Here is a 17,343-nt window from a genome sequence, read left to right on the forward strand (position 1 = left end):
CATGCAGAAAGGGATTGTTGTAACCGACGTGACCGTGACTTATCGCAACGGCCACACGGCGCTGCGCGACGCGTCGTTCAGCGTGCCGTGCGGATCGATTGCCGCCCTGGTGGGCGTGAACGGTTCCGGCAAGTCCACGCTGTTTAAGGCGGTGATGGGCTTTGTGCGGGCGGCGAGCGGCACCATCACCATTCAGGGGCTGCCGCCACACCGGGCGCTGCGTCAGAACCTGGTCGCCTACGTGCCGCAGTCGGAAGAGGTTGACTGGTCGTTTCCGGTGCTGGTTGAAGATGTGGTGATGATGGGCCGCTACGGGCACATGGGGTTTTTGCGTCGGCCCAAAGATCGCGACAGGCAAATCGTGACGGACGCCCTGAAGCGCGTGGATATGCTTGAGCTGCGTCATCGGCAGATTGGTGAACTGTCCGGCGGGCAGAAGAAACGCGTGTTTCTGGCGCGGGCGATTGCCCAGCAGGGCGAGGTGATCCTGCTCGACGAGCCGTTTACCGGCGTGGATGTCAAAACCGAAGCCAGGATCATCAGCCTGCTGCGCGAGCTTCGCGACGAGGGCAAAACGATGCTGGTCTCGACCCATAACCTGGGCTCGGTCTCGGAGTTTTGTGATTACACGGTGATGGTCAAGGGCACCGTGCTGGCGAGCGGCCCGACGGAAACCACCTTTACCGCCGAGAATCTCGAGCGCGCCTTCAGCGGCGTGCTGCGCCACGTGGTGCTCAGCGGCTCGGAAGATCGCATTATTACCGACGACGAACGCCCCTTCGTGACGCACCGACAGGAGGCCAAATGAACGCGCTTCTCGAACCCTTCGGCTACGAGTACATGCTCAATGCAATGTGGGTCTCGGCGATGGTGGGCGGGCTGTGCGCGTTTCTCTCCTGCTATCTGATGCTTAAGGGCTGGTCGCTGATCGGCGATGCTCTGTCGCACTCCATCGTGCCCGGCGTGGCGGGAGCCTACATGCTCGGGCTGCCGTTCTCGCTGGGGGCGTTCCTGTCGGGCGGACTGGCGGCGGGCAGCATGCTATTTCTCAACCAGCGCAGCCGCCTGAAGGAAGATGCCATTATCGGGCTGATCTTCTCCTCCTTTTTCGGGCTGGGGCTGTTTATGGTTTCGCTCAACCCGACCTCGGTGAACATTCAGACCATCGTGCTCGGCAATATTCTGGCTATCGCCCCGGAGGATATCGTCCAGCTGGCGATTATCGGCGTGGTGTCGATGGTTATCCTGTTGTTCAAATGGAAAGATCTGATGGTGACCTTTTTTGATGAGAACCATGCCCGCGCCATCGGCCTGCGCCCTGAACGCCTGAAAATTCTCTTCTTCACGCTGCTGGCGGTCTCTACCGTGGCGGCGCTGCAAACCGTCGGCGCGTTTCTGGTGATCTGTCTGGTGGTCACCCCCGGCGCGACCGCGTGGCTGCTTACCGATCGCTTTCCGCGCCTGCTGATGATTGCGGTCGCCATTGGCAGCATCACCAGCTTCCTTGGCGCGTGGGCCAGCTACTATCTGGACGGCGCGACCGGCGGCATTATCGTGGTCGCCCAGACGCTGCTGTTCCTGCTGGCGTTCGTCTTTGCGCCGAAGCACGGGCTGCTCGCCAGCCGCCGTCGGGCGCGTCACGCGCAGGAGGCTCAGCCATGATGGCGCTGCTTCTCGAACCCTTCCAGTTTGCGTTTATGAACAACGCGCTGCTGATTTCACTCCTGGTGGCCGTGCCCTGCGCGCTGCTGTCGGTTTTTCTGGTGCTGAAAGGCTGGGCGCTGATGGGCGACGCCATGAGCCACGCGGTATTTCCCGGCGTGGTGCTGGCGTGGATGATGAGCCTGCCGCTGGCGCTGGGCGCGTTTGTGGCCGGGTTGTTCTGCGCGGTCGCCACCGGATACCTGAAAGATAACAGCCGAATCAAGCAGGATACGGTCATGGGGATCGTCTTTTCCGGTATGTTCGGCGCAGGATTGATCCTCTATATCGCCGTCAAACCCGAGGTGCATCTCGACCACATTCTGTTCGGCGATATGCTGGGCATAAACGGCATGGACATTCTGCAAAGCGGGATCGTGGCGGGGCTGATCGCGCTGGTGATTGGCCTGAAGTGGCGCGATTTTCTGCTGTTCTGCTTTGATTACCAGCAGGCGCAGGCGAGCGGGCTGCGCACCCGCTGGCTGCACTACGGCTTACTGTGTATGGTCTCGCTGACCATCGTGGCGACGCTGAAGGCGGTGGGGATTATTTTGTCGATTTCGCTGCTGATTGCCCCCGGCGCGGTGGCAGTGCTGATCACCCGACGCTTCCACTCGGCGCTGCTGGTGGCGGTAGCCGTTTCAGCCCTCGTATCGGTAAGCGGCGTGTATGCGTCGTTTTATCTCGACAGCGCGCCTGCGCCGACCATCGTAGTGCTGTTCGCGATGGTGTTTATCGTGACGTTCGGGGTCACCAGCGTGAAGGCCCGTCGGCAGGAGCGTGTGACAGCAGGGTGATCGCCTGTTCACCCTGCTGTTGCCAGTGAAGGGTGAAGGCGGCGCCTTCGTTAAAACCTGCCAGTTGACGAGTCAACGCCAGCGTAAGCGTCTTATCGTCAAGCATTTTCACCCGGGCGCTGTCAAACCCCATATAAGCCTGCACCCGAGGAAAGAGGGCTTTGAACAGGCTCTCTTTGGCGCTGAACACCAGCGTCAGTGCAAGGGCGAACGGGTAACCGGAGTGGGAAAGCACGCGTTCTTCATTGGCATCAATGATGCCGTCCTTAATCTCTCTGGCTTCGCATTCAGGCAGGATCGTTTCGCAATCGATGCCGATAAGCGCATGGCGATCGCGAACGACAATCGCCATCGCCTGCGTACCGCTGTGGGTGATGCTGCCGGAGATACCGTCCGGCCAGAGCGGTTCGCCGCTGGGGCCGATGTCGGGTATAACACGCGCGTTAAGCGCATGCGCGGCGGCGATGCGTCCGGCAAGATGGTCGGCTTTACGTTTACGTCCGGCGTGTGAAAGCTCAGCGTGGTGGGGGAGCCAGAGGAGATCGGCCTCGGTGAAGGTGGCGGGGTCGAAGGAGACGTGATGAACGGTCAGGCCAGCCAGAAGAAATGTAGAGTGGTTCACCTGCATGCGCGCTCTCGCCTGTTTCAGAAAACGTTAACTTTAACGCAGATTAGGGGGCCGGGTAAGCAAATGCCACCCGGCGAGCGGGATTACCAGCCGTAGGCGATGCCGCCACCTGCCACAAAGTTGTGTTGTGTATCGTTAGATACGGAGGCTTTAACCACGACATTTTCCGTTGCGCGTGCAGAGAAACCGACCGCCAACGCATTTTCACCATCGGTGTTGCCCACGCCAGCGCCTACGGAGAAGTTTTGCGTGTTAGTAACCTGCGGGATGTTGGCCATTGCGGCAACGCCTGCAATACCCGCAGAGGCACGCTTACGGTTATCTTCCACTTCATTTTTCAGCTTGCCAAAATTGCTGCTATTGCTTTGCTCAAGCGTCTCAATACGCTGCTCATGATCGGCAAGCTCGACGGTGTTCTCGGCAATCTTCTTGTTGGATGCGACCAGTGCCGCACGGTTTTTCTCGGCGTTTTGCATGGCGGTCTGAGCGCGAGACTGCGCGTATTCCCCCGTGGTTTGGGCAACCTTTGTATCCTGAGTCAGGGTGACAATATCGCCTTTATTTGCCATAAGGACCGTGCGATTTTCGCCAACCTGTTTTTCTGTAGAGCGAATTAGCTGGGCGTTGTTGTTGATTTGTTGGGTATTGTCGCCGATAGCGTTCTTATTCTGCGCAATAGCATCGGCGTTGGCTTTGATGCCGACTTTATTGGCAGCGACGCCGTCGCGGTTATCACCGACCTGTTTTGCGGTAGCGCGGAGCTGCTGGGCGTTAGTGTCGATCTCGTGCGTGTTGTCGTCGATAGCTATTTTATTCTGGGCGATATTCTTTGCGTTGGTATCAATCGTAATTCTGTTTACCGTGATTTGGCTTTGATGGTCTTGAATGAGGTTCAGGTTGTTCTGAATCTGATCAAGGTTTGCCACCGTATTTTCTGTACCGAACAAGGTAACCTTTCCCGCGGTTGGCTTGACGTCAAATATTCCCTGAGCAGGATTTTGCACGCCCTGAACGATATTACCGTTTTGGTCTAATTCCACGGAAAATGAATCAGCAAAGGCCGCAGGAGTAATAACAGCAGAAAGTAGAACAGCAATAATAGATTTCTTCATTGTAAACTCGCATTAAATTAAATATAGAGCGGACCAGGGATTCACAATGGAAATCCTTAGGTTATTCCTTTTGATTATGTTCTGCCCAGGGTTTTAATTACTGACCAGCGTTACAACTCTGATGCTTGTAATTAAAAACTATTCTCATAAACGTGCGAATGCTTTTACAGCGTGCGTACGTACGCCTCGGCTTTTTACGCCGCGGTCCTTTCCTGATTGCAGTGTTTATAGGTGCTTACCGCCGTGACTGACGGGCGTGGCAGAGATTACAGTCGTTTCTTATGGCGAGACAACAAGTTTTTTATTGTATTAATTTATGTTTTATTATTTTAAATAATTAAATTGAATATCAGGAGAAATAAATTGGGTGTTTGTTAAAAGCTTGTGGTGAATAACGGTTGATGGCAATGTAAACACAACGAATTATATCAGATTTATAAATGTAGACTTTTATTTGAAGGGGCGAAAGTAAACTTTCAGATGAAGGGGGATATGCGATCTGATGCCCTCACCCCGGTCTTCTCCCACGGGGCTGATGGATCCCCACAAAATAATACCAGCACGGACGACCCCCTCTCCCTTGAGGGAGAGGGCTGGGGTGAGGGGGAACATACGGCTCTGGTGGTCATTCCGTTCACTTTATGCTCCTTGCTACTCTGTAAGAACATGACCTGTGAACGTGCCAGGGCGGCTCAATCTGCAATCGCCGCCGCCCTGGCGACCCGGGCTCCCGGCGGTAAATCGCCGCTTCGCGGTGCCTTCGGCTTATTCCTTCCGGCTTGTCGGGGACGGGCGGAGGTAACGTATATGGACGCTCCCGGAATGCAATGTTTTCTTCAGTTCGGTAATAAAACGGGTAGGTGCAGCCATATATCCGGTTTCTGATGGGATTTTTTATCCCGAACCATGATGAAATCCGCCAGGCAGGTACCAATCATCCTCTACGGGCTAACTTGCCCTTGTTACCTCTCGGTGTATCCTGCCTGCGGTCTTACCTGTTTTGCCATCTTCTGAAGTCACCTGCACATACCAGGACGTTAACTCATTTTTCAGCACCTCGTCAGATTGACTGACCTTGTGTCAGGCGGGCTGGCGAGGTTGATATTCAGTATTGTGTGCCAACATTGACCACATGATCCTCGCTGTTTTTGCCGCCATCGCGACAACTGCAACATTGTAGTGCTTCCGCTCAAGCAATCCCTGAAGCCAGGCATTCTCCTCAACTGAGCCTTTCCGGTTGACCCAGGCAGTAAGTGCCCGTGCGCCGTGAACCAGAAGGTATCGGAAATATCCATCTCCACGTTTGCTTATCCCGCCCAGTTGCTGTTTACCGCCACTGGAATGTTCTTTTGGTGTCAGCCCCAGCCATGAGGCGAACTGTTTTGCAGTACTGAACTGTCGGGCATTACCCACTGCTGCTACCACATACGTGGCCGTTAGCATGCCCACCCCAGGGATTTTTGCCAGTCTCTGGCAGGCCGCCTGTGTTTTATACCAGGAGGCCAGGGCCTCTTCTACCTCTTTTATCTGCTCCTCAAGTGCCCTGATATGTTTAGCCTGCCTGAGGATACTGGCTCTGACAAAGGGAGATAACCCATTGTCGGCGTCCTCCAGAATGGCCGGCAGCTCACAGATCAGATGACTTTGCCCGGTCGCCATCGTAATACCAAACTCAGCAAGTGTAGCTCTTAAGCTGTTAGAGCAGGCGATGCGCTCACGGATAAGTATTCCCCGTTCAGTGTGTAACGCTAAAACGGCCTGCTGCTCTTCGGTTTTTATCTGCACAAAACGCATATTCGGGCGGGTTACCGCTTCGCAGATAGCTTCAGCATCTGCTGCATCCGTCTTATTCGTTTTCACATAAGGCTTCACATATTGCGGAGGGATGAGTTTTACCTCATGGCCGTGACGACTGAATAATCGTGCAAAATGATGGCTGGACGAGCAGGCCTCCATGCCAATCAGGCAAGGTTCCAGTTGAATGACAAACTGAACGAATTTAGCCCGGGTCAGCTTCTTACGTAAAACCGTATGGCCTTCGTGATCGACACCATGAAGCTGAAAAACGTTCTTTGCCAGGTCGATACCAAGAGTTGATACTTTCATGTGGACGCTCCTCATTTTTCAGGACGTATTGCAACGATCCAGTCTGGTACTTTGATACCGCAAAATCTGGAGCGTCCATCTCATTATCCCTGTAAAGCCCGCCCTCTCGGCGCATCCATGCGCCTCGCCCCGGCCTACAGGAAACGCCTCAGCGATTTACAGCCGGACCAGGGCGTCGCTGTAAGTCATTAATTTTTCTGATGCAACATTAATCGCTTCAGGTAAAAAAAATTAATGGGGATTCCTCAGCCCACGGGGAGAGGGAGCAAACATTAAAAACGGCAACGAGGTTGCCGTTTTGCTTTTACCTAGAATCGCGTATTCACGCTCATATACCAGGTTCGACCCGGTTCATTATACGTGTAGGCACCGGCACCGTACATATACGCGCCCGTCGTGGTATTACCCGTGGTCTGGGCATTACCCGCGCGCCATTGGCGCTTGTCGAAGACGTTATCTACGCCGCCGGTCAGGCTGACGTTTTTGGTCATGTCCCAGGTCGCGCTCAGGCCCACGATGCTGTACGGGCTGACTTCGTCTTTCTCAGACCCGGTCACCGGCTGACCTTTGTAGTTGTACTTCTTCGGCTGCTGCTTGCCGTACCAGGTAAAGGTCGACTGGAGCGACACGTCCTGATGCACCTGCCAGCTCAGGGTTGAGTTCAGCGTGTACTCAGGAATGATCGACAGACGATCGCCGGTCTCCTTGTTCTTGCTCTGCAGCATGTAGGTGATGTTATTGGTCCAGTTAATGGTGTCGCTGACCGGTACGTTCAGGGAGCCTTCCAGACCCTCAACCACCGCTTTCGGCACGTTTTCCCACTGGTAGATATCGGTCGTGACTTTACCGGTGGAGGTCTGACCAATTGGCGCATAGCCCGCTTCAATCTTGTTGCGGTAGTCGTTACGGAACCAGGTCACGCCCGCCTGCCAGCCGTCGTGTTTCCACTCCAGACCAATCTCTTTGTTGATGCTGGTTTCGGCCTTCAGATCGTCGTTACCCATCATGTAACAGCCCACGCCGTCGGAGCTGGCGTAGCAGCCCTGGCCTTTACTGTAGAGCAGGTAGTTCGGGTTGGTCTGGTACAGGCTTGGCGCTTTGTACGCGCGCGCGATCCCCATCTTCAGCGTGAAGTCATCTCCCAGCCCCTGCGAGAGGTTGAGCGACGGGCTCCAGTTGTTGCCGACGATGGTGTGGTGGTCGAAGCGCAGGGCTGGAGTCAGCATGGTGCTGTCGGTCAGCTCCATGTTGTTTTCGGCGAACAGGGAGAAGATCTCCGCTGAAGTGTACGGGCTACGGTCTTCGCTCATGCCCGGGATGGTGCCGCCCTGCTGGGTTTGCGTGAAGGAGGTCGAGTCCTTCATGCGCTGCTGGTTCCACTCGGTGCCCAGCGTCAGGTTCTGGTTCACAATGAAATCAATCGGCAGGTTGATTTCGCTGTGCAGCATCACGTCGGCCAGGTCGGTGTCGGTGAATTTATTGCTGTTGAACAGGCCTTCCGTACCGCCCGCCAGCCCTTCGCCCAGGCGGGAGTTGCGGGTATGTTCGTACTGCGCCCAGTTGCTGGTGGTAATGCCGTTATCCCAGCCGCCGTTCCAGGTCACCGCAAAGTTCTGGCGGTAGATACGGTTAGTCTCTTTACCGTAGTTTTTCTTCACCAGCGCGTTGTCGTTGTTGGTGTTCTGCGTGTCGCCTGCGTACAGGTTGTTCTGACGGCTGTAGCCCGCTTCAAACTCAAGCGACTGCATTGGCGCGAAGTCCCAGCGCACCACGCCGTTGATGTCTTTGTTTTCCACACCTTCACGGCCTGCGGGCAGGGTGTTGGCGTAAGCGCCGGTACGGTCAGACTGGTGGCCCTGGTTGATGTCCCACGCGTCGGCCTGGGTCTTGTCCAGGTTGCCGAACATACGGAAGCTGAAGTCACCGCCCAGCGGGCCGCTCAGGCTGAAGTTGGTGCGCTTGGTGGAACCTTCGTCTTTATGCTCTGGCGCGTTCAGGTAGGTGTTCCAGGAGCCGTGCCACTGGTCGTCGAATTTTTTGGTGATGATGTTCACCACGCCGCCGGCCGCGCCGTTGCCGTAGCGCGCGGCGGCCGGGCCGCGGATCACTTCGATGCGTTCGATCATCTCCGGCGGCACCCAGCCGGTATCGCCGCGGGTGTCACGCTCGCCGCGCCAGCCCAGGCGGATGGAGTTACGGCTGGTCACCGGCTTACCGTCGATCAGGATCAGGGTGTTTTCCGGGCCCATGCCGCGAATGTCAATCTGACGGTTGTTCCCGCGCTGACCGCTGGTGGAGTTCCCGGTCAGGTTAACGCCCGGCATGGTTCGAATGATTTCAGCCACGTCCCGCGCGGGCGGGTTTTTGCGGATTTCATCGGCGGTGATGGTCGATACGCCCGGCGCCTGCAGGTTTTGCTCGGCGGCGGTGATCACCATCGTATCTTCGTGCTGCGCTGTGGTGGCGGCGGTATTGTCATCTGCCAGGGCTGGCAGCGTAATGCCGTAAATCCCCAAATTGACCAGCAAGGCCAGGGAGTGAATCTTCTTATTCATTGTACGTCCTGCTTTTCGCGCCGCATCCCCGGGCTCCATTCCCGATCGGGAGAGGAGGCGACATGGTTATTTTATGAGCGCGCTTCCCACAGCGCGGGCACTACGCTATTGCAAATGCAAATAGTTATCAATAATATTATCAATAAAATTTGTTCTGAAACAAAAAAATACTGTTAAACATGGGGTTATAAGGGTGACGGCGTTAACAACCGGAAGTGAAGCCTGGTGGCAGTCGAAAAACGGGCCAGAATGGGAACGTCTGAAGGCGAGCTATCGCGTCACCTTCTGGTGGCGTGACCCGGCAGGAACCCAGAAAACGTCAACGGTAAAACGCGTCTGGCTCTACATCACCGGCGTGACCGATCATCATCAAAATGCCCGTCCGCAATCTCTTGAGCGCATTCCGGATACCGATGTCTGGCAGTGGCAGGGCGAGTTCAGCCCCGAATGGCGCGGCAGCTACTGTTTTATCCCCTCCAGCAACGAAAACGATTTTGCCAGCGCAGTGTTTGAAGGCGAGCAGCCGGACCGCATGGCGCTGCGCGAAGGCTGGCGCAGGCTGCTGCCGCAGGCGGTGGCCGACCCGCTGAACCCGCAGAGCTGGCGCGGCGGGCGCGGTCACGCCGTCTCGGCGCTGGAGATGCCGGACGCGCCCGAGCAGCCGGGCTGGGATCGTCCCGATACGCCGTATCAGCCGCCTGTCTGCATTGAGTGGAACAGTGCACGTCTGAACAACCGGCGCCGCGTGTGGATTTTTACCACCGGAGATGACAGCCCCGAGCGCCCGCTGGCGGTGCTGCTCGACGGACAGTTCTGGGCCGAAAGCATGCCCGTCTGGCCTGCGCTGGCGTCGCTGACCCATGACGGCAAACTGCCGCCTGCGGTCTACGTCTTAATTGATGTGATCGACACAGAACATCGCAGCCGGGAACTGCCCTGTAATCCCGATTTCTGGCTGGCGGTGCAGGAAGAACTCCTTCCCCTTGTGAAAAAAACCGCCTCGTTCAGCGACCGCGCCGACCATACCCTGGTGGCGGGCCAGAGCTTCGGCGGGCTCTCTTCCCTCTATGCGGGCCTCAACTGGCCGCAGCGTTTTGGCTGCATCCTCAGCCAGTCCGGATCCTACTGGTGGCCGCACCGCGGCGCGCAGCAGGGCGGGCTGCTCATCGAACAACTCAAAGCGGGTGAAAAAAACGCTCGCGGGCTGCGCATCGTCCTTGAGGCCGGGCGCAACGAGCCGCTTATCTTGCGCGCAAACCAGGCGCTCCTCGCCGAACTACACACTCAGCAGCCGGTTATCTGGCGTCAGGTTGACGGCGGACACGATGCGCTTTGCTGGCGCGGTGGGCTGACGCAGGGGCTAATGACCCTCTGGCAGCCGCTTATTCACTAACGGAGTCTGTATGGAATTCAGCAATCCTTTCGATAATCCGCAGGGACAGTTCGCCATTTTGCAAAACGACCAGGGGCAGTACAGCCTGTGGCCGCAGCAGTGCGAACTGCCCGCAGGCTGGCGCGTTGTCTGCGAGCCGCAGTCCCAGGAGGCGTGCCAGCAGTGGCTTGCCGGGCATTGGCAAACGCTTGTTCCGTCCCATTTTGCGGAGGGAAGCGCATGAACCGTCTTCCTCTCGTCGCCGCCCAGCCGGGTATCTGGATGGCGGAACAGCTTTCCTCCCTGCCAAACGCCTGGAGCGTGGCGCACTATACCGAACTGAAAGGGGTTATCGACGCGCCATTGCTGGCAAAAGCGATAGCGGAAGGCATGATGCAGGCCGATACCCTGAGGATGCGTTTTGCCGAGGAGAACGGCGAGGTGTGGCAGTGGGTGGATGACACCTTCATTCTGCCGGAGCCACCCATCGTTCGCGTTACCTCTCACGATGACGCCGTGGCGCTGATGGAGGCCGATCTTAACCAAAACCTGCGCGTCGACAGCGGGCAGCCGCTGGCGTTTCATCAGCTGATTCAGGTGGGGGAAAGCCACTGGTACTGGTATCAGCGCTATCACCATCTGGTGGTGGATGGCTTCAGTTTCCCGGCCATTACCCGCCACATTGCCGCGATTTACGCCGCGTGGAAGAAGGGTGAAACGACGCCCGCCTCTCCGTTTACGCCGTTTGCCGAGGTGGTGGACGAGTATCAGCGCTATCGTGACAGCGAGGCATACGCGCGCGACGGTGCCTTCTGGGCTGAGCAGCGCAAGCAGCTTCCTTCTCCGGTCTCGCTCTCTTCCGCGCCGCTGCCGGGACGCGCCGCCACCACCGACATTCTGCGCCTGAAAATTGCAATGGACGGTCGCGCCTTTAGCCAGCTTGCTCAGGCGGCTGGGCAGGCGCAGCGCACCGATCTGGCCCTTGCGCTGGTGGCGCTGTGGCTGGGGCGCCTCACCGGACGGCTGGACTACGCCGCCGGGTTTATCTTTATGCGCCGCATGGGCTCTGCGGCGCTCACCGCGACCGGGCCGGTGCTCAACGTCCTGCCGCTGGCGGTGAATATCAACGCGCAGGAGAGCCTGCCGGCGCTGGCGCTGCGCCTGGCGAACCAGTTGAAAAAAATGCGCCGCCACCAGCGCTACGACGCCGAGCAGATCGTGCGCGACAGCGGGCGTGCCGCAGGCGACGAAGCGCTGTTTGGCCCGGTGCTGAACGTTAAGGTCTTCGATTATCAGCTGGATATCGACGGCGTGGTGGCCATTACCCACACGCTGGCGACCGGCCCGGTGAACGATCTGGAGCTGGCGCTGTTCCCGGACGAACAGGGTGGACTAAGTATTGAAATCCTCGCCAACAAGCAGCGTTACGCTGAGGCGACGCTGAAGCGTCACGTGGCGCGCCTGAACGCGATGCTGGTGCAGTTTGCCGCCAACCCGGACCTGCGCTGCGGCGAAGTGGAAACCGTTTCAGAGCAGGAATATCAGCAGCTGGCCCGTATCAACGATACCGGGCTGGCGCTGCCGTCCACCACGCTGGCGGATCTGGTGGCAGTGCAGGCAAGCAAAACGCCGGACGCCCCCGCGCTGGCGGACGCGCATATTGAACTCAGCTATCGCCAGATGCGCGAGCAGGTCGTCGCGCTGGCACATCAGTTGCGCGCGCGTGGCGTGAAGCCGGGCGACAGCGTGGCGGTGGCACTCCCGCGCTCGGTGTTCCTGACGCTGGCGCTGCACGGCATCGTCGAGGCCGGTGCCGCGTGGCTGCCGCTGGATACCGGCTACCCGGACGATCGCCTGCGGATGATGCTGGAGGACGCGAAGCCGTCCCTGCTCATTACCACCGACGAGCAGCTCCCGCGCTTTAACGATCTGCCAATTACTGCGTTTAGTTACAACACACTATTACCGGCCACCGATGCTGAACCTCTGCGGCTGGCGAAGCCGGAGCAGACCGCGTACATCATCTTTACCTCCGGTTCGACGGGCCGTCCGAAAGGGGTCATGGTCGGCCATACCGCCATCGTTAACCGCCTGAAGTGGATGCAGGATCATTATCCACTGGCGGCGCATGACGTGGTGGCGCAGAAAACGCCGTGCAGCTTTGACGTGTCGGTGTGGGAGTTCTGGTGGCCGTTTATCGCCGGGGCGAAGCTGGTGATGGCCGAGCCGGACGCGCACCGCGATCCGCAGGCGATGCAGAGCTTCTTCGCGCGGTACGGCGTGACCACCACCCACTTCGTGCCGTCGATGCTGGCGGCTTTTGTCGCCTCGCTGAAGCCGGAAAACGTTGCGTGCTGCAAAACGCTTAAGCAGGTGTTCTGCAGCGGTGAAGCGCTGCCGACCGAACTGTGCCGCGAGTGGGAACAGCTCACCCGTGCGCCGCTGCATAACCTCTATGGCCCAACGGAAGCGGCGGTGGACGTGAGCTGGTATCCAGCGTTTGGCCCCGAGCTGGCAGCGGTTGCAGGCAACAGCGTGCCAATTGGCTTCCCGGTGTGGAACACGGGGCTGCGCATTCTGGACGCGATGATGCGCCCGGTGCCGTTCGGCGTGGCGGGGGACCTTTATCTCACCGGCATTCAGCTGGCGCAGGGGTATCTGGGACGACCGGATCTCACCGCCAGCCGCTTTATTGCCGACCCGTTCGCCCCAGGTGAGCGGATGTATCGCACCGGGGATGTGGCCCGCTGGCTTGACAACGGCGCGGTGGAATATCTGGGCCGCAGCGACGATCAGCTGAAAATTCGCGGCCAGCGCATCGAGCTGGGCGAGATCGACCGGGCGATGCTGTCGCTGCCGGACGTAGCCCAGGCCGTGGCGCATGCCTGCGTGTTCAACCAGGCGGCGGCAACCGGCGGTGATGCTCGCCAGCTGGTGGGCTACGTGGTTTCCGAATCCGGCTTACCGCTGGATCGCGACGCGCTGCTTGCTTCACTCAAAGCCCAGCTGCCGCCGCATATGGTGCCGGTAGTGCTGCTGCAAATCAGCGCGCTGCCGTTAAGCGCGAACGGCAAGCTGGATCGCAAGGCGCTGCCGCTGCCGGAGCTGACGAGTAACACCTCCGGGCGCGCGCCGGAGAGCGAAACCGAAGTCGCCGTCGCGCAGGCGTTTTCCGCCCTGCTGGGCTGCGAGGTCAATGATATCGAAGCCGATTTCTTTGCCCTCGGTGGACACTCGCTGCTGGCAATGCGTCTGGCGGCGCAGCTTAGCCGCGCGTTCAACCGCAAGGTCACGCCGGGGCAGATTATGGTCGCCTCGACGGTGAGCAAGCTTAGCGCACTGCTGGATTCGCAGATGAGCGACGAGCAGGCGCAGCGTCTGGGGTATGAAACCCTTTTGCCGCTGCGCGAAAGCAACGGCCCGACGCTGTTCTGCTTCCATCCGGCGTCCGGCTTTGCCTGGCAGTTTAGCGTGCTGGCGCGCTACCTCAGCCCGCGCTGGGCAATAACCGGTATTCAGTCTCCCCGACCTGAGGGGCCGATGCAGCAGTGTGCGGATCTGGATGGAGTCATTGAGCACCATCTGAATACGTTGCGCGTACAACAGCCGAAGGGCCCGTATTATCTGTTCGGCTATTCCCTCGGCGGCACGCTGGCGCAGGGAATTGCCGCCCGTCTGTGCGAGCTGGGTGAAGAGGTGGCCTTCCTCGGCCTGCTGGATACCTGGCCGCCGGAAACCCAGAACTGGGCGGAGAAAGAGGCTAACGGCCTCGACCCGGAGGTGCTGGCAGAAATCGAGCGCGAGCGTCAGGCCTTTATCGCGGCGCAGCAGGGGCAGGGCTCCAGCGAGCTGTTTAACGCTATTGAAGGCAACTACGCCGACGCGGTGCGTCTGCTGACCACGGCGCACAGCGCGCGGTTTGACGGCAAAGCGACGCTGTTTGTCGCCGAGCGCACGCGAACGATGGATCCGCAGGTCGCGTGGGCACCTTGGGTTGGGGAACTGGAGGTGTACAGCCAGGACTGCGCCCACGTGGATATCATTTCACCGCAGGCGTTTGAGAAGATAGGGCCGGTATTGAAGGAGATATTGGGATAACGTCAACAGCCCCTCACCCTAGCCCTCTCCCCATAGGGGAGAGGGTGTAATCGTCCCCTCTCCCCTATGGGGAGAGGGTCAGGGTGAGGGGTCATCAGACCGCACGTTTCCCCAGTGGCACCACCAGCGGCGTACCCGCCACCGGATCGTCAATAATCATGCAGCGCATGCCGTAGATCCGCGCGATCAGCTCCGGCGTCACAATCTCTTTCGGCGCGCCCTGCGCCACAATCTCACCGTTCCGCAAGGCAATCAGGTGCGTGGCGTAGCGGCAGGCCTGGTTTAAATCATGCAGCACCGCCGCCAGGGTGTACCCCTGCGTGCGGTTCAGCTCGCTCAGCAGCTCCAGCAGGTCAATCTGATGGCTGATATCCAGCCAGGTCGTCGGCTCGTCCAGCAGCATGATGGAGGTCTCCTGTGCCAGCACCATCGCGATCCACGCGCGCTGACGCTGCCCGCCGGAAAGGGTATCCACGCTTTGTTGGGCGAGATCGGTAATCCCCGTCGCCTGCATCGCGCGACTGACCGCCTCGTCATCTTCCTTGCGCCAGCGGGTGAACAGCGGCTGGTGCGGGTAGCGCCCACGCGAGACCAGTTCCTGCACCGTGATGTCCCCCGGCGTGGTGGCGTTCTGCGCCAGCAGACCGATGCGCCGCGCTACCTCTTTGCTGGCGAAACGCTGGATCTGCTCGCCGTCGAGAAACACGCTGCCCTCTGTCGGCGTCATCAGGCGGCTCAGGGTGCGCAGCAATGTCGATTTGCCGCAGCCGTTCGGGCCGATAATCGCTGTGAAGTGGCCGTCCGGAATGGCGACGGTTAAATCATGGGCAATGATTTTTTTCCCGTAACCGAGGGTTAAGTTTTCGCCGCGCAAGCGGGTGGTTGAATCTGTCATTTCTTGCGTGACTCCTGAACGAGCAAGACGATGAGGTAAATCCCGCCGAGGCTGACGGTCACCACGCCCACCGGAAGTTGATAAGGCATAAACAGCTGTTGGGCGCAGAGGTCGGCAGCCAGCAGTAGCAACGAGCCGCACAGCGCCGCCTGGGTTAAGCCCCAGCGTGCCGTACCACTCATACGCCGTGCGATATGCGGCGCGACAAGAGCGATAAATGAGATTGGCCCGGCAATCGCGGTGGCAGCAGCCGTCAGTAATACGGCAACCAGCATCAGCATCAGGCGCGAGCGCTCAACGCCCACGCCCAGCGCGCAGGCACTGTCGTCGCCCATCTCCAGCAGGCGCATGCGGCGAACCAGCAGCAGCGCACCGATGAACATCAGCAAAATCAGCGGCGCGGCGGGCCAGGTTTTGCCCCACGTCAGGCCGTTGAGGGAACCGGCGTACCACAGCCCGGCGGAGAGCGCAGTTTCCAGCGAGGCCTGCAGTAAAAGCCAGGTGTTAAAGGCCATCAGCATGGCGCGGATGCCAATCCCGATGATGATCAGGCGGAAGGTGTCGATGCCGTTGCGCCAGGCCAGCGCCCAGATCAGTAAGGACGTTAAAATGCCGCCCGCCATCGCCGTAAAGGTAATCGCCGTCAGGTGCTGACCGAACAGCACCATCGCCACCAGTACGCCGCTCCAGGCCCCGGTATTGAGGCCCATCACGTCCGGGCTGCCGAGCGGGTTGCGCATCAGTGACTGGAAAATTGCGCCGCTTACGCCGAGCGCCGCGCCCACCAGGATCGCCATCGCCACGCGCGGCAGTCGCCACTCCGTCACCACCAGGGTGATGTTGCGCGGCGCGCTGCCGAGCAGGGCGTTAAACACCTGCGCAAAATCAAGCGTCACCGCGCCGCTGCGCAGGCTCCAGACCGCCAGCAGCACAATGGCGATAAGCAGCAGCGAGACGCTGGTGACTAAACGACGGGACGGGGCCATCATGCGCCACCTCCGCGTTTACGGCGTACCAGGAAGATCAGCACCGGCGCGCCGATAAAGGCGCTGACCACCGAGACGCGCAGTTCACCCGGTACCAGAAGACGACCGAGAACATCGGCAAACAGCAGCAGGGCAGGCGTCGCCAGCAGCGTAACGGGCAGCGACCAGCGGTGATCCGCTCCCACCAGCCAGCGCGCCATGTGCGGCATCATCAGGCCGATAAAGGCAATCGGACCGACCACCGCCGTCGCGCTGCCGCACAGCACGGTGATGGCAAGCAGACCCGTCAGCTGGGTGCGCGCCACGCGATTGCCGAGCGCGGTCGCGGTGTCGCTGCCGAGGCTCAGGCTGTTCAGCGCCCGACTTAAAAACAGCGCCACGGCAGCAGCGATAATGACCGGGATCGTCACCACTTTTAGGGTTTCAAGGGTACGGATATCCAGCGAGCCTGCCTGCCAGAAGCGTAGCTGGTCGTAAACGTCCGGGTTAAGCAGGGCGATGCCGTTGGACAAGCCTTCCAGCACCGCCGCCAGCGCCACGCCTGCCAGCGTTAAGCGTACCGGGCTCAGCTGGCCGCCGCCCTGGCTGCCGGTAAAGGCCACTACCAGCGAGGCGGCCAGCGCGCCGCAGAAGGCCATCACCAGCTGTTCAGAGGGCGACGTCAATCCAAACAGCGCCGCGCCGAGCACAATGGCAAAACTCGCACCGGAGTTGACGCCGAGAATGCCGGGGTCCGCCAGCGGGTTGCGGGTAAGGGTTTGCATCAGCGCACCGGCAAGGCCGAGCGCGCCTCCGGCCAGCAGTCCGGCAAGGGTGCGGGGCAGGCGGGCGTCAAGCACGATGACGCAGTCAGCGCTCTGGCAGGTGCCGGAGAGCGCATCGACGATAACGGATGCGGGCAGCGGTTTCGCGCCGACCAGCAGGCTGAGTGCAATCGCAATGCTCAGGAGCAGCAGTAAAACGGGCACGGCAACGGCGCGCACCGCAGAAGAGGAAAACGACATAGCAACGTCCATGATTTGATAATGATAGTGATTATCGTTATCTATCTTATTTGGCTATGTTAGCATGTGCGCCCATGGAATGGGTAGAA

At 59.4% G+C, this 17,343-nt stretch carries 13 protein-coding genes; 6 read left to right on the top strand and 7 right to left on the bottom strand.

The genetic code is table 11. The features are described from left to right. Nucleotide 1 precedes the first annotated feature (1 nt). The 3 genes from N2K86_RS05565 to N2K86_RS05575 are packed head-to-tail and all read left to right on the top strand — an operon-like array spanning nucleotide 2 to nucleotide 2,498. Entirely contained in the window at nucleotides 2–808 is an 807-nt protein-coding gene (locus tag N2K86_RS05565) for a manganese/iron ABC transporter ATP-binding protein (RefSeq protein ID WP_260660760.1), read from the top strand. Then, nucleotides 805–1,662 (top strand): iron/manganese ABC transporter permease subunit SitC, encoded by an 858-nt coding sequence (sitC, locus tag N2K86_RS05570; protein ID WP_260660761.1) that lies wholly within the window; start codon nucleotides 805–807, stop codon nucleotides 1,660–1,662. The genes N2K86_RS05565 and sitC overlap by 4 nt, the downstream gene beginning before the upstream one ends. Then, the gene (locus N2K86_RS05575; protein ID WP_260660762.1) at nucleotides 1,659–2,498 is read left to right on the top strand and encodes a metal ABC transporter permease; all 840 of its coding nucleotides are present in this window, start codon (nucleotides 1,659–1,661) and stop codon (nucleotides 2,496–2,498) included. Before sitC ends, N2K86_RS05575 begins: the two co-directional genes overlap by 4 nt. Here N2K86_RS05575 and entD read toward each other — a convergent pair. From entD to N2K86_RS05595, 4 genes are all read right to left on the bottom strand, one after another. Further along, a complete protein-coding gene (gene entD / locus N2K86_RS05580) occupies nucleotides 2,452–3,126 on the bottom strand; it encodes an enterobactin synthase subunit EntD (RefSeq protein ID WP_260660763.1) in 675 nt (224 codons plus the stop codon). The two genes, N2K86_RS05575 and entD, sit on opposite strands and share 47 nt — an antisense overlap. A gap of 83 nt (nucleotides 3,127–3,209) precedes the next feature. Beyond that, nucleotides 3,210–4,238 carry a YadA-like family protein gene (locus N2K86_RS05585; protein WP_260660764.1) on the bottom strand — a complete coding sequence of 343 codons (1,029 nt, stop codon included), beginning with the start codon at nucleotides 4,236–4,238 and terminating at the stop codon, nucleotides 3,210–3,212. 1,080 nt (nucleotides 4,239–5,318) lie between these two features. Beyond that, a complete protein-coding gene (locus N2K86_RS05590; protein WP_260658834.1) occupies nucleotides 5,319–6,344 on the bottom strand; it encodes an IS110 family transposase in 1,026 nt (341 codons plus the stop codon). A gap of 308 nt (nucleotides 6,345–6,652) precedes the next feature. Continuing rightward, nucleotides 6,653–8,899 carry a TonB-dependent siderophore receptor gene (locus tag N2K86_RS05595; RefSeq protein WP_260660765.1) on the bottom strand — a complete coding sequence of 749 codons (2,247 nt, stop codon included), beginning with the start codon at nucleotides 8,897–8,899 and terminating at the stop codon, nucleotides 6,653–6,655. Between the two features lie 193 nt (nucleotides 8,900–9,092). Between N2K86_RS05595 and fes the strand changes: the two genes are divergently transcribed. The 3 genes from fes to entF are packed head-to-tail and all read left to right on the top strand — an operon-like array spanning nucleotide 9,093 to nucleotide 14,369. Then, the gene (fes, locus tag N2K86_RS05600) at nucleotides 9,093–10,292 is read left to right on the top strand and encodes an enterochelin esterase (protein WP_260660766.1); all 1,200 of its coding nucleotides are present in this window, start codon (nucleotides 9,093–9,095) and stop codon (nucleotides 10,290–10,292) included. Nucleotides 10,293–10,302: 10 nt separating this feature from the next. Beyond that, complete coding sequence (locus tag N2K86_RS05605; protein WP_221550594.1) at nucleotides 10,303–10,515, top strand: MbtH family protein; 213 nt, start codon at nucleotides 10,303–10,305, stop codon at nucleotides 10,513–10,515. Next, nucleotides 10,512–14,369 (top strand): enterobactin non-ribosomal peptide synthetase EntF, encoded by a 3,858-nt coding sequence (entF, locus tag N2K86_RS05610; protein WP_260660767.1) that lies wholly within the window; start codon nucleotides 10,512–10,514, stop codon nucleotides 14,367–14,369. Before N2K86_RS05605 ends, entF begins: the two co-directional genes overlap by 4 nt. Nucleotides 14,370–14,463: 94 nt before the next feature. Here entF and fepC read toward each other — a convergent pair whose 3' ends face one another. From fepC to fepD, 3 genes are read right to left on the bottom strand one after another with little or no spacing between them, the layout of a single operon-like run. Continuing rightward, nucleotides 14,464–15,264 (bottom strand): iron-enterobactin ABC transporter ATP-binding protein, encoded by an 801-nt coding sequence (gene fepC, locus N2K86_RS05615; RefSeq protein WP_260660768.1) that lies wholly within the window; start codon nucleotides 15,262–15,264, stop codon nucleotides 14,464–14,466. Continuing rightward, nucleotides 15,261–16,250, bottom strand: coding sequence for an iron-enterobactin ABC transporter permease (gene fepG, locus N2K86_RS05620; protein ID WP_260661635.1), 990 nt, complete (start codon nucleotides 16,248–16,250; stop codon nucleotides 15,261–15,263). Before fepG ends, fepC begins: the two co-directional genes overlap by 4 nt. After that, nucleotides 16,250–17,254 (bottom strand): Fe(3+)-siderophore ABC transporter permease, encoded by a 1,005-nt coding sequence (fepD, locus tag N2K86_RS05625; protein ID WP_260660769.1) that lies wholly within the window; start codon nucleotides 17,252–17,254, stop codon nucleotides 16,250–16,252. Before fepD ends, fepG begins: the two co-directional genes overlap by 1 nt. Nucleotides 17,255–17,343 lie beyond the last annotated feature (89 nt).

Source organism: Enterobacter mori (assembly GCF_025244905.1).
Classification (GTDB): Bacteria; Pseudomonadota; Gammaproteobacteria; order Enterobacterales; family Enterobacteriaceae; genus Enterobacter; species Enterobacter mori_A.

Coding starts and splice junctions, on each gene's coding strand:
- N2K86_RS05565 (WP_260660760.1), top strand. CDS start 2: ATGCAGAAAGGGATTGTTGTAACCGACGTGACCGTGACTTATCGCAAC.
- sitC (WP_260660761.1), top strand. CDS start 805: ATGAACGCGCTTCTCGAACCCTTCGGCTACGAGTACATGCTCAATGCA.
- N2K86_RS05575 (WP_260660762.1), top strand. CDS start 1,659: ATGATGGCGCTGCTTCTCGAACCCTTCCAGTTTGCGTTTATGAACAAC.
- entD (WP_260660763.1), bottom strand. CDS start 3,126: ATGCAGGTGAACCACTCTACATTTCTTCTGGCTGGCCTGACCGTTCAT.
- N2K86_RS05585 (WP_260660764.1), bottom strand. CDS start 4,238: ATGAAGAAATCTATTATTGCTGTTCTACTTTCTGCTGTTATTACTCCT.
- N2K86_RS05590 (WP_260658834.1), bottom strand. CDS start 6,344: ATGAAAGTATCAACTCTTGGTATCGACCTGGCAAAGAACGTTTTTCAG.
- N2K86_RS05595 (WP_260660765.1), bottom strand. CDS start 8,899: ATGAATAAGAAGATTCACTCCCTGGCCTTGCTGGTCAATTTGGGGATT.
- N2K86_RS05605 (WP_221550594.1), top strand. CDS start 10,303: ATGGAATTCAGCAATCCTTTCGATAATCCGCAGGGACAGTTCGCCATT.
- entF (WP_260660767.1), top strand. CDS start 10,512: ATGAACCGTCTTCCTCTCGTCGCCGCCCAGCCGGGTATCTGGATGGCG.
- fepC (WP_260660768.1), bottom strand. CDS start 15,264: ATGACAGATTCAACCACCCGCTTGCGCGGCGAAAACTTAACCCTCGGT.
- fepG (WP_260661635.1), bottom strand. CDS start 16,250: ATGGCCCCGTCCCGTCGTTTAGTCACCAGCGTCTCGCTGCTGCTTATC.
- fepD (WP_260660769.1), bottom strand. CDS start 17,254: ATGTCGTTTTCCTCTTCTGCGGTGCGCGCCGTTGCCGTGCCCGTTTTA.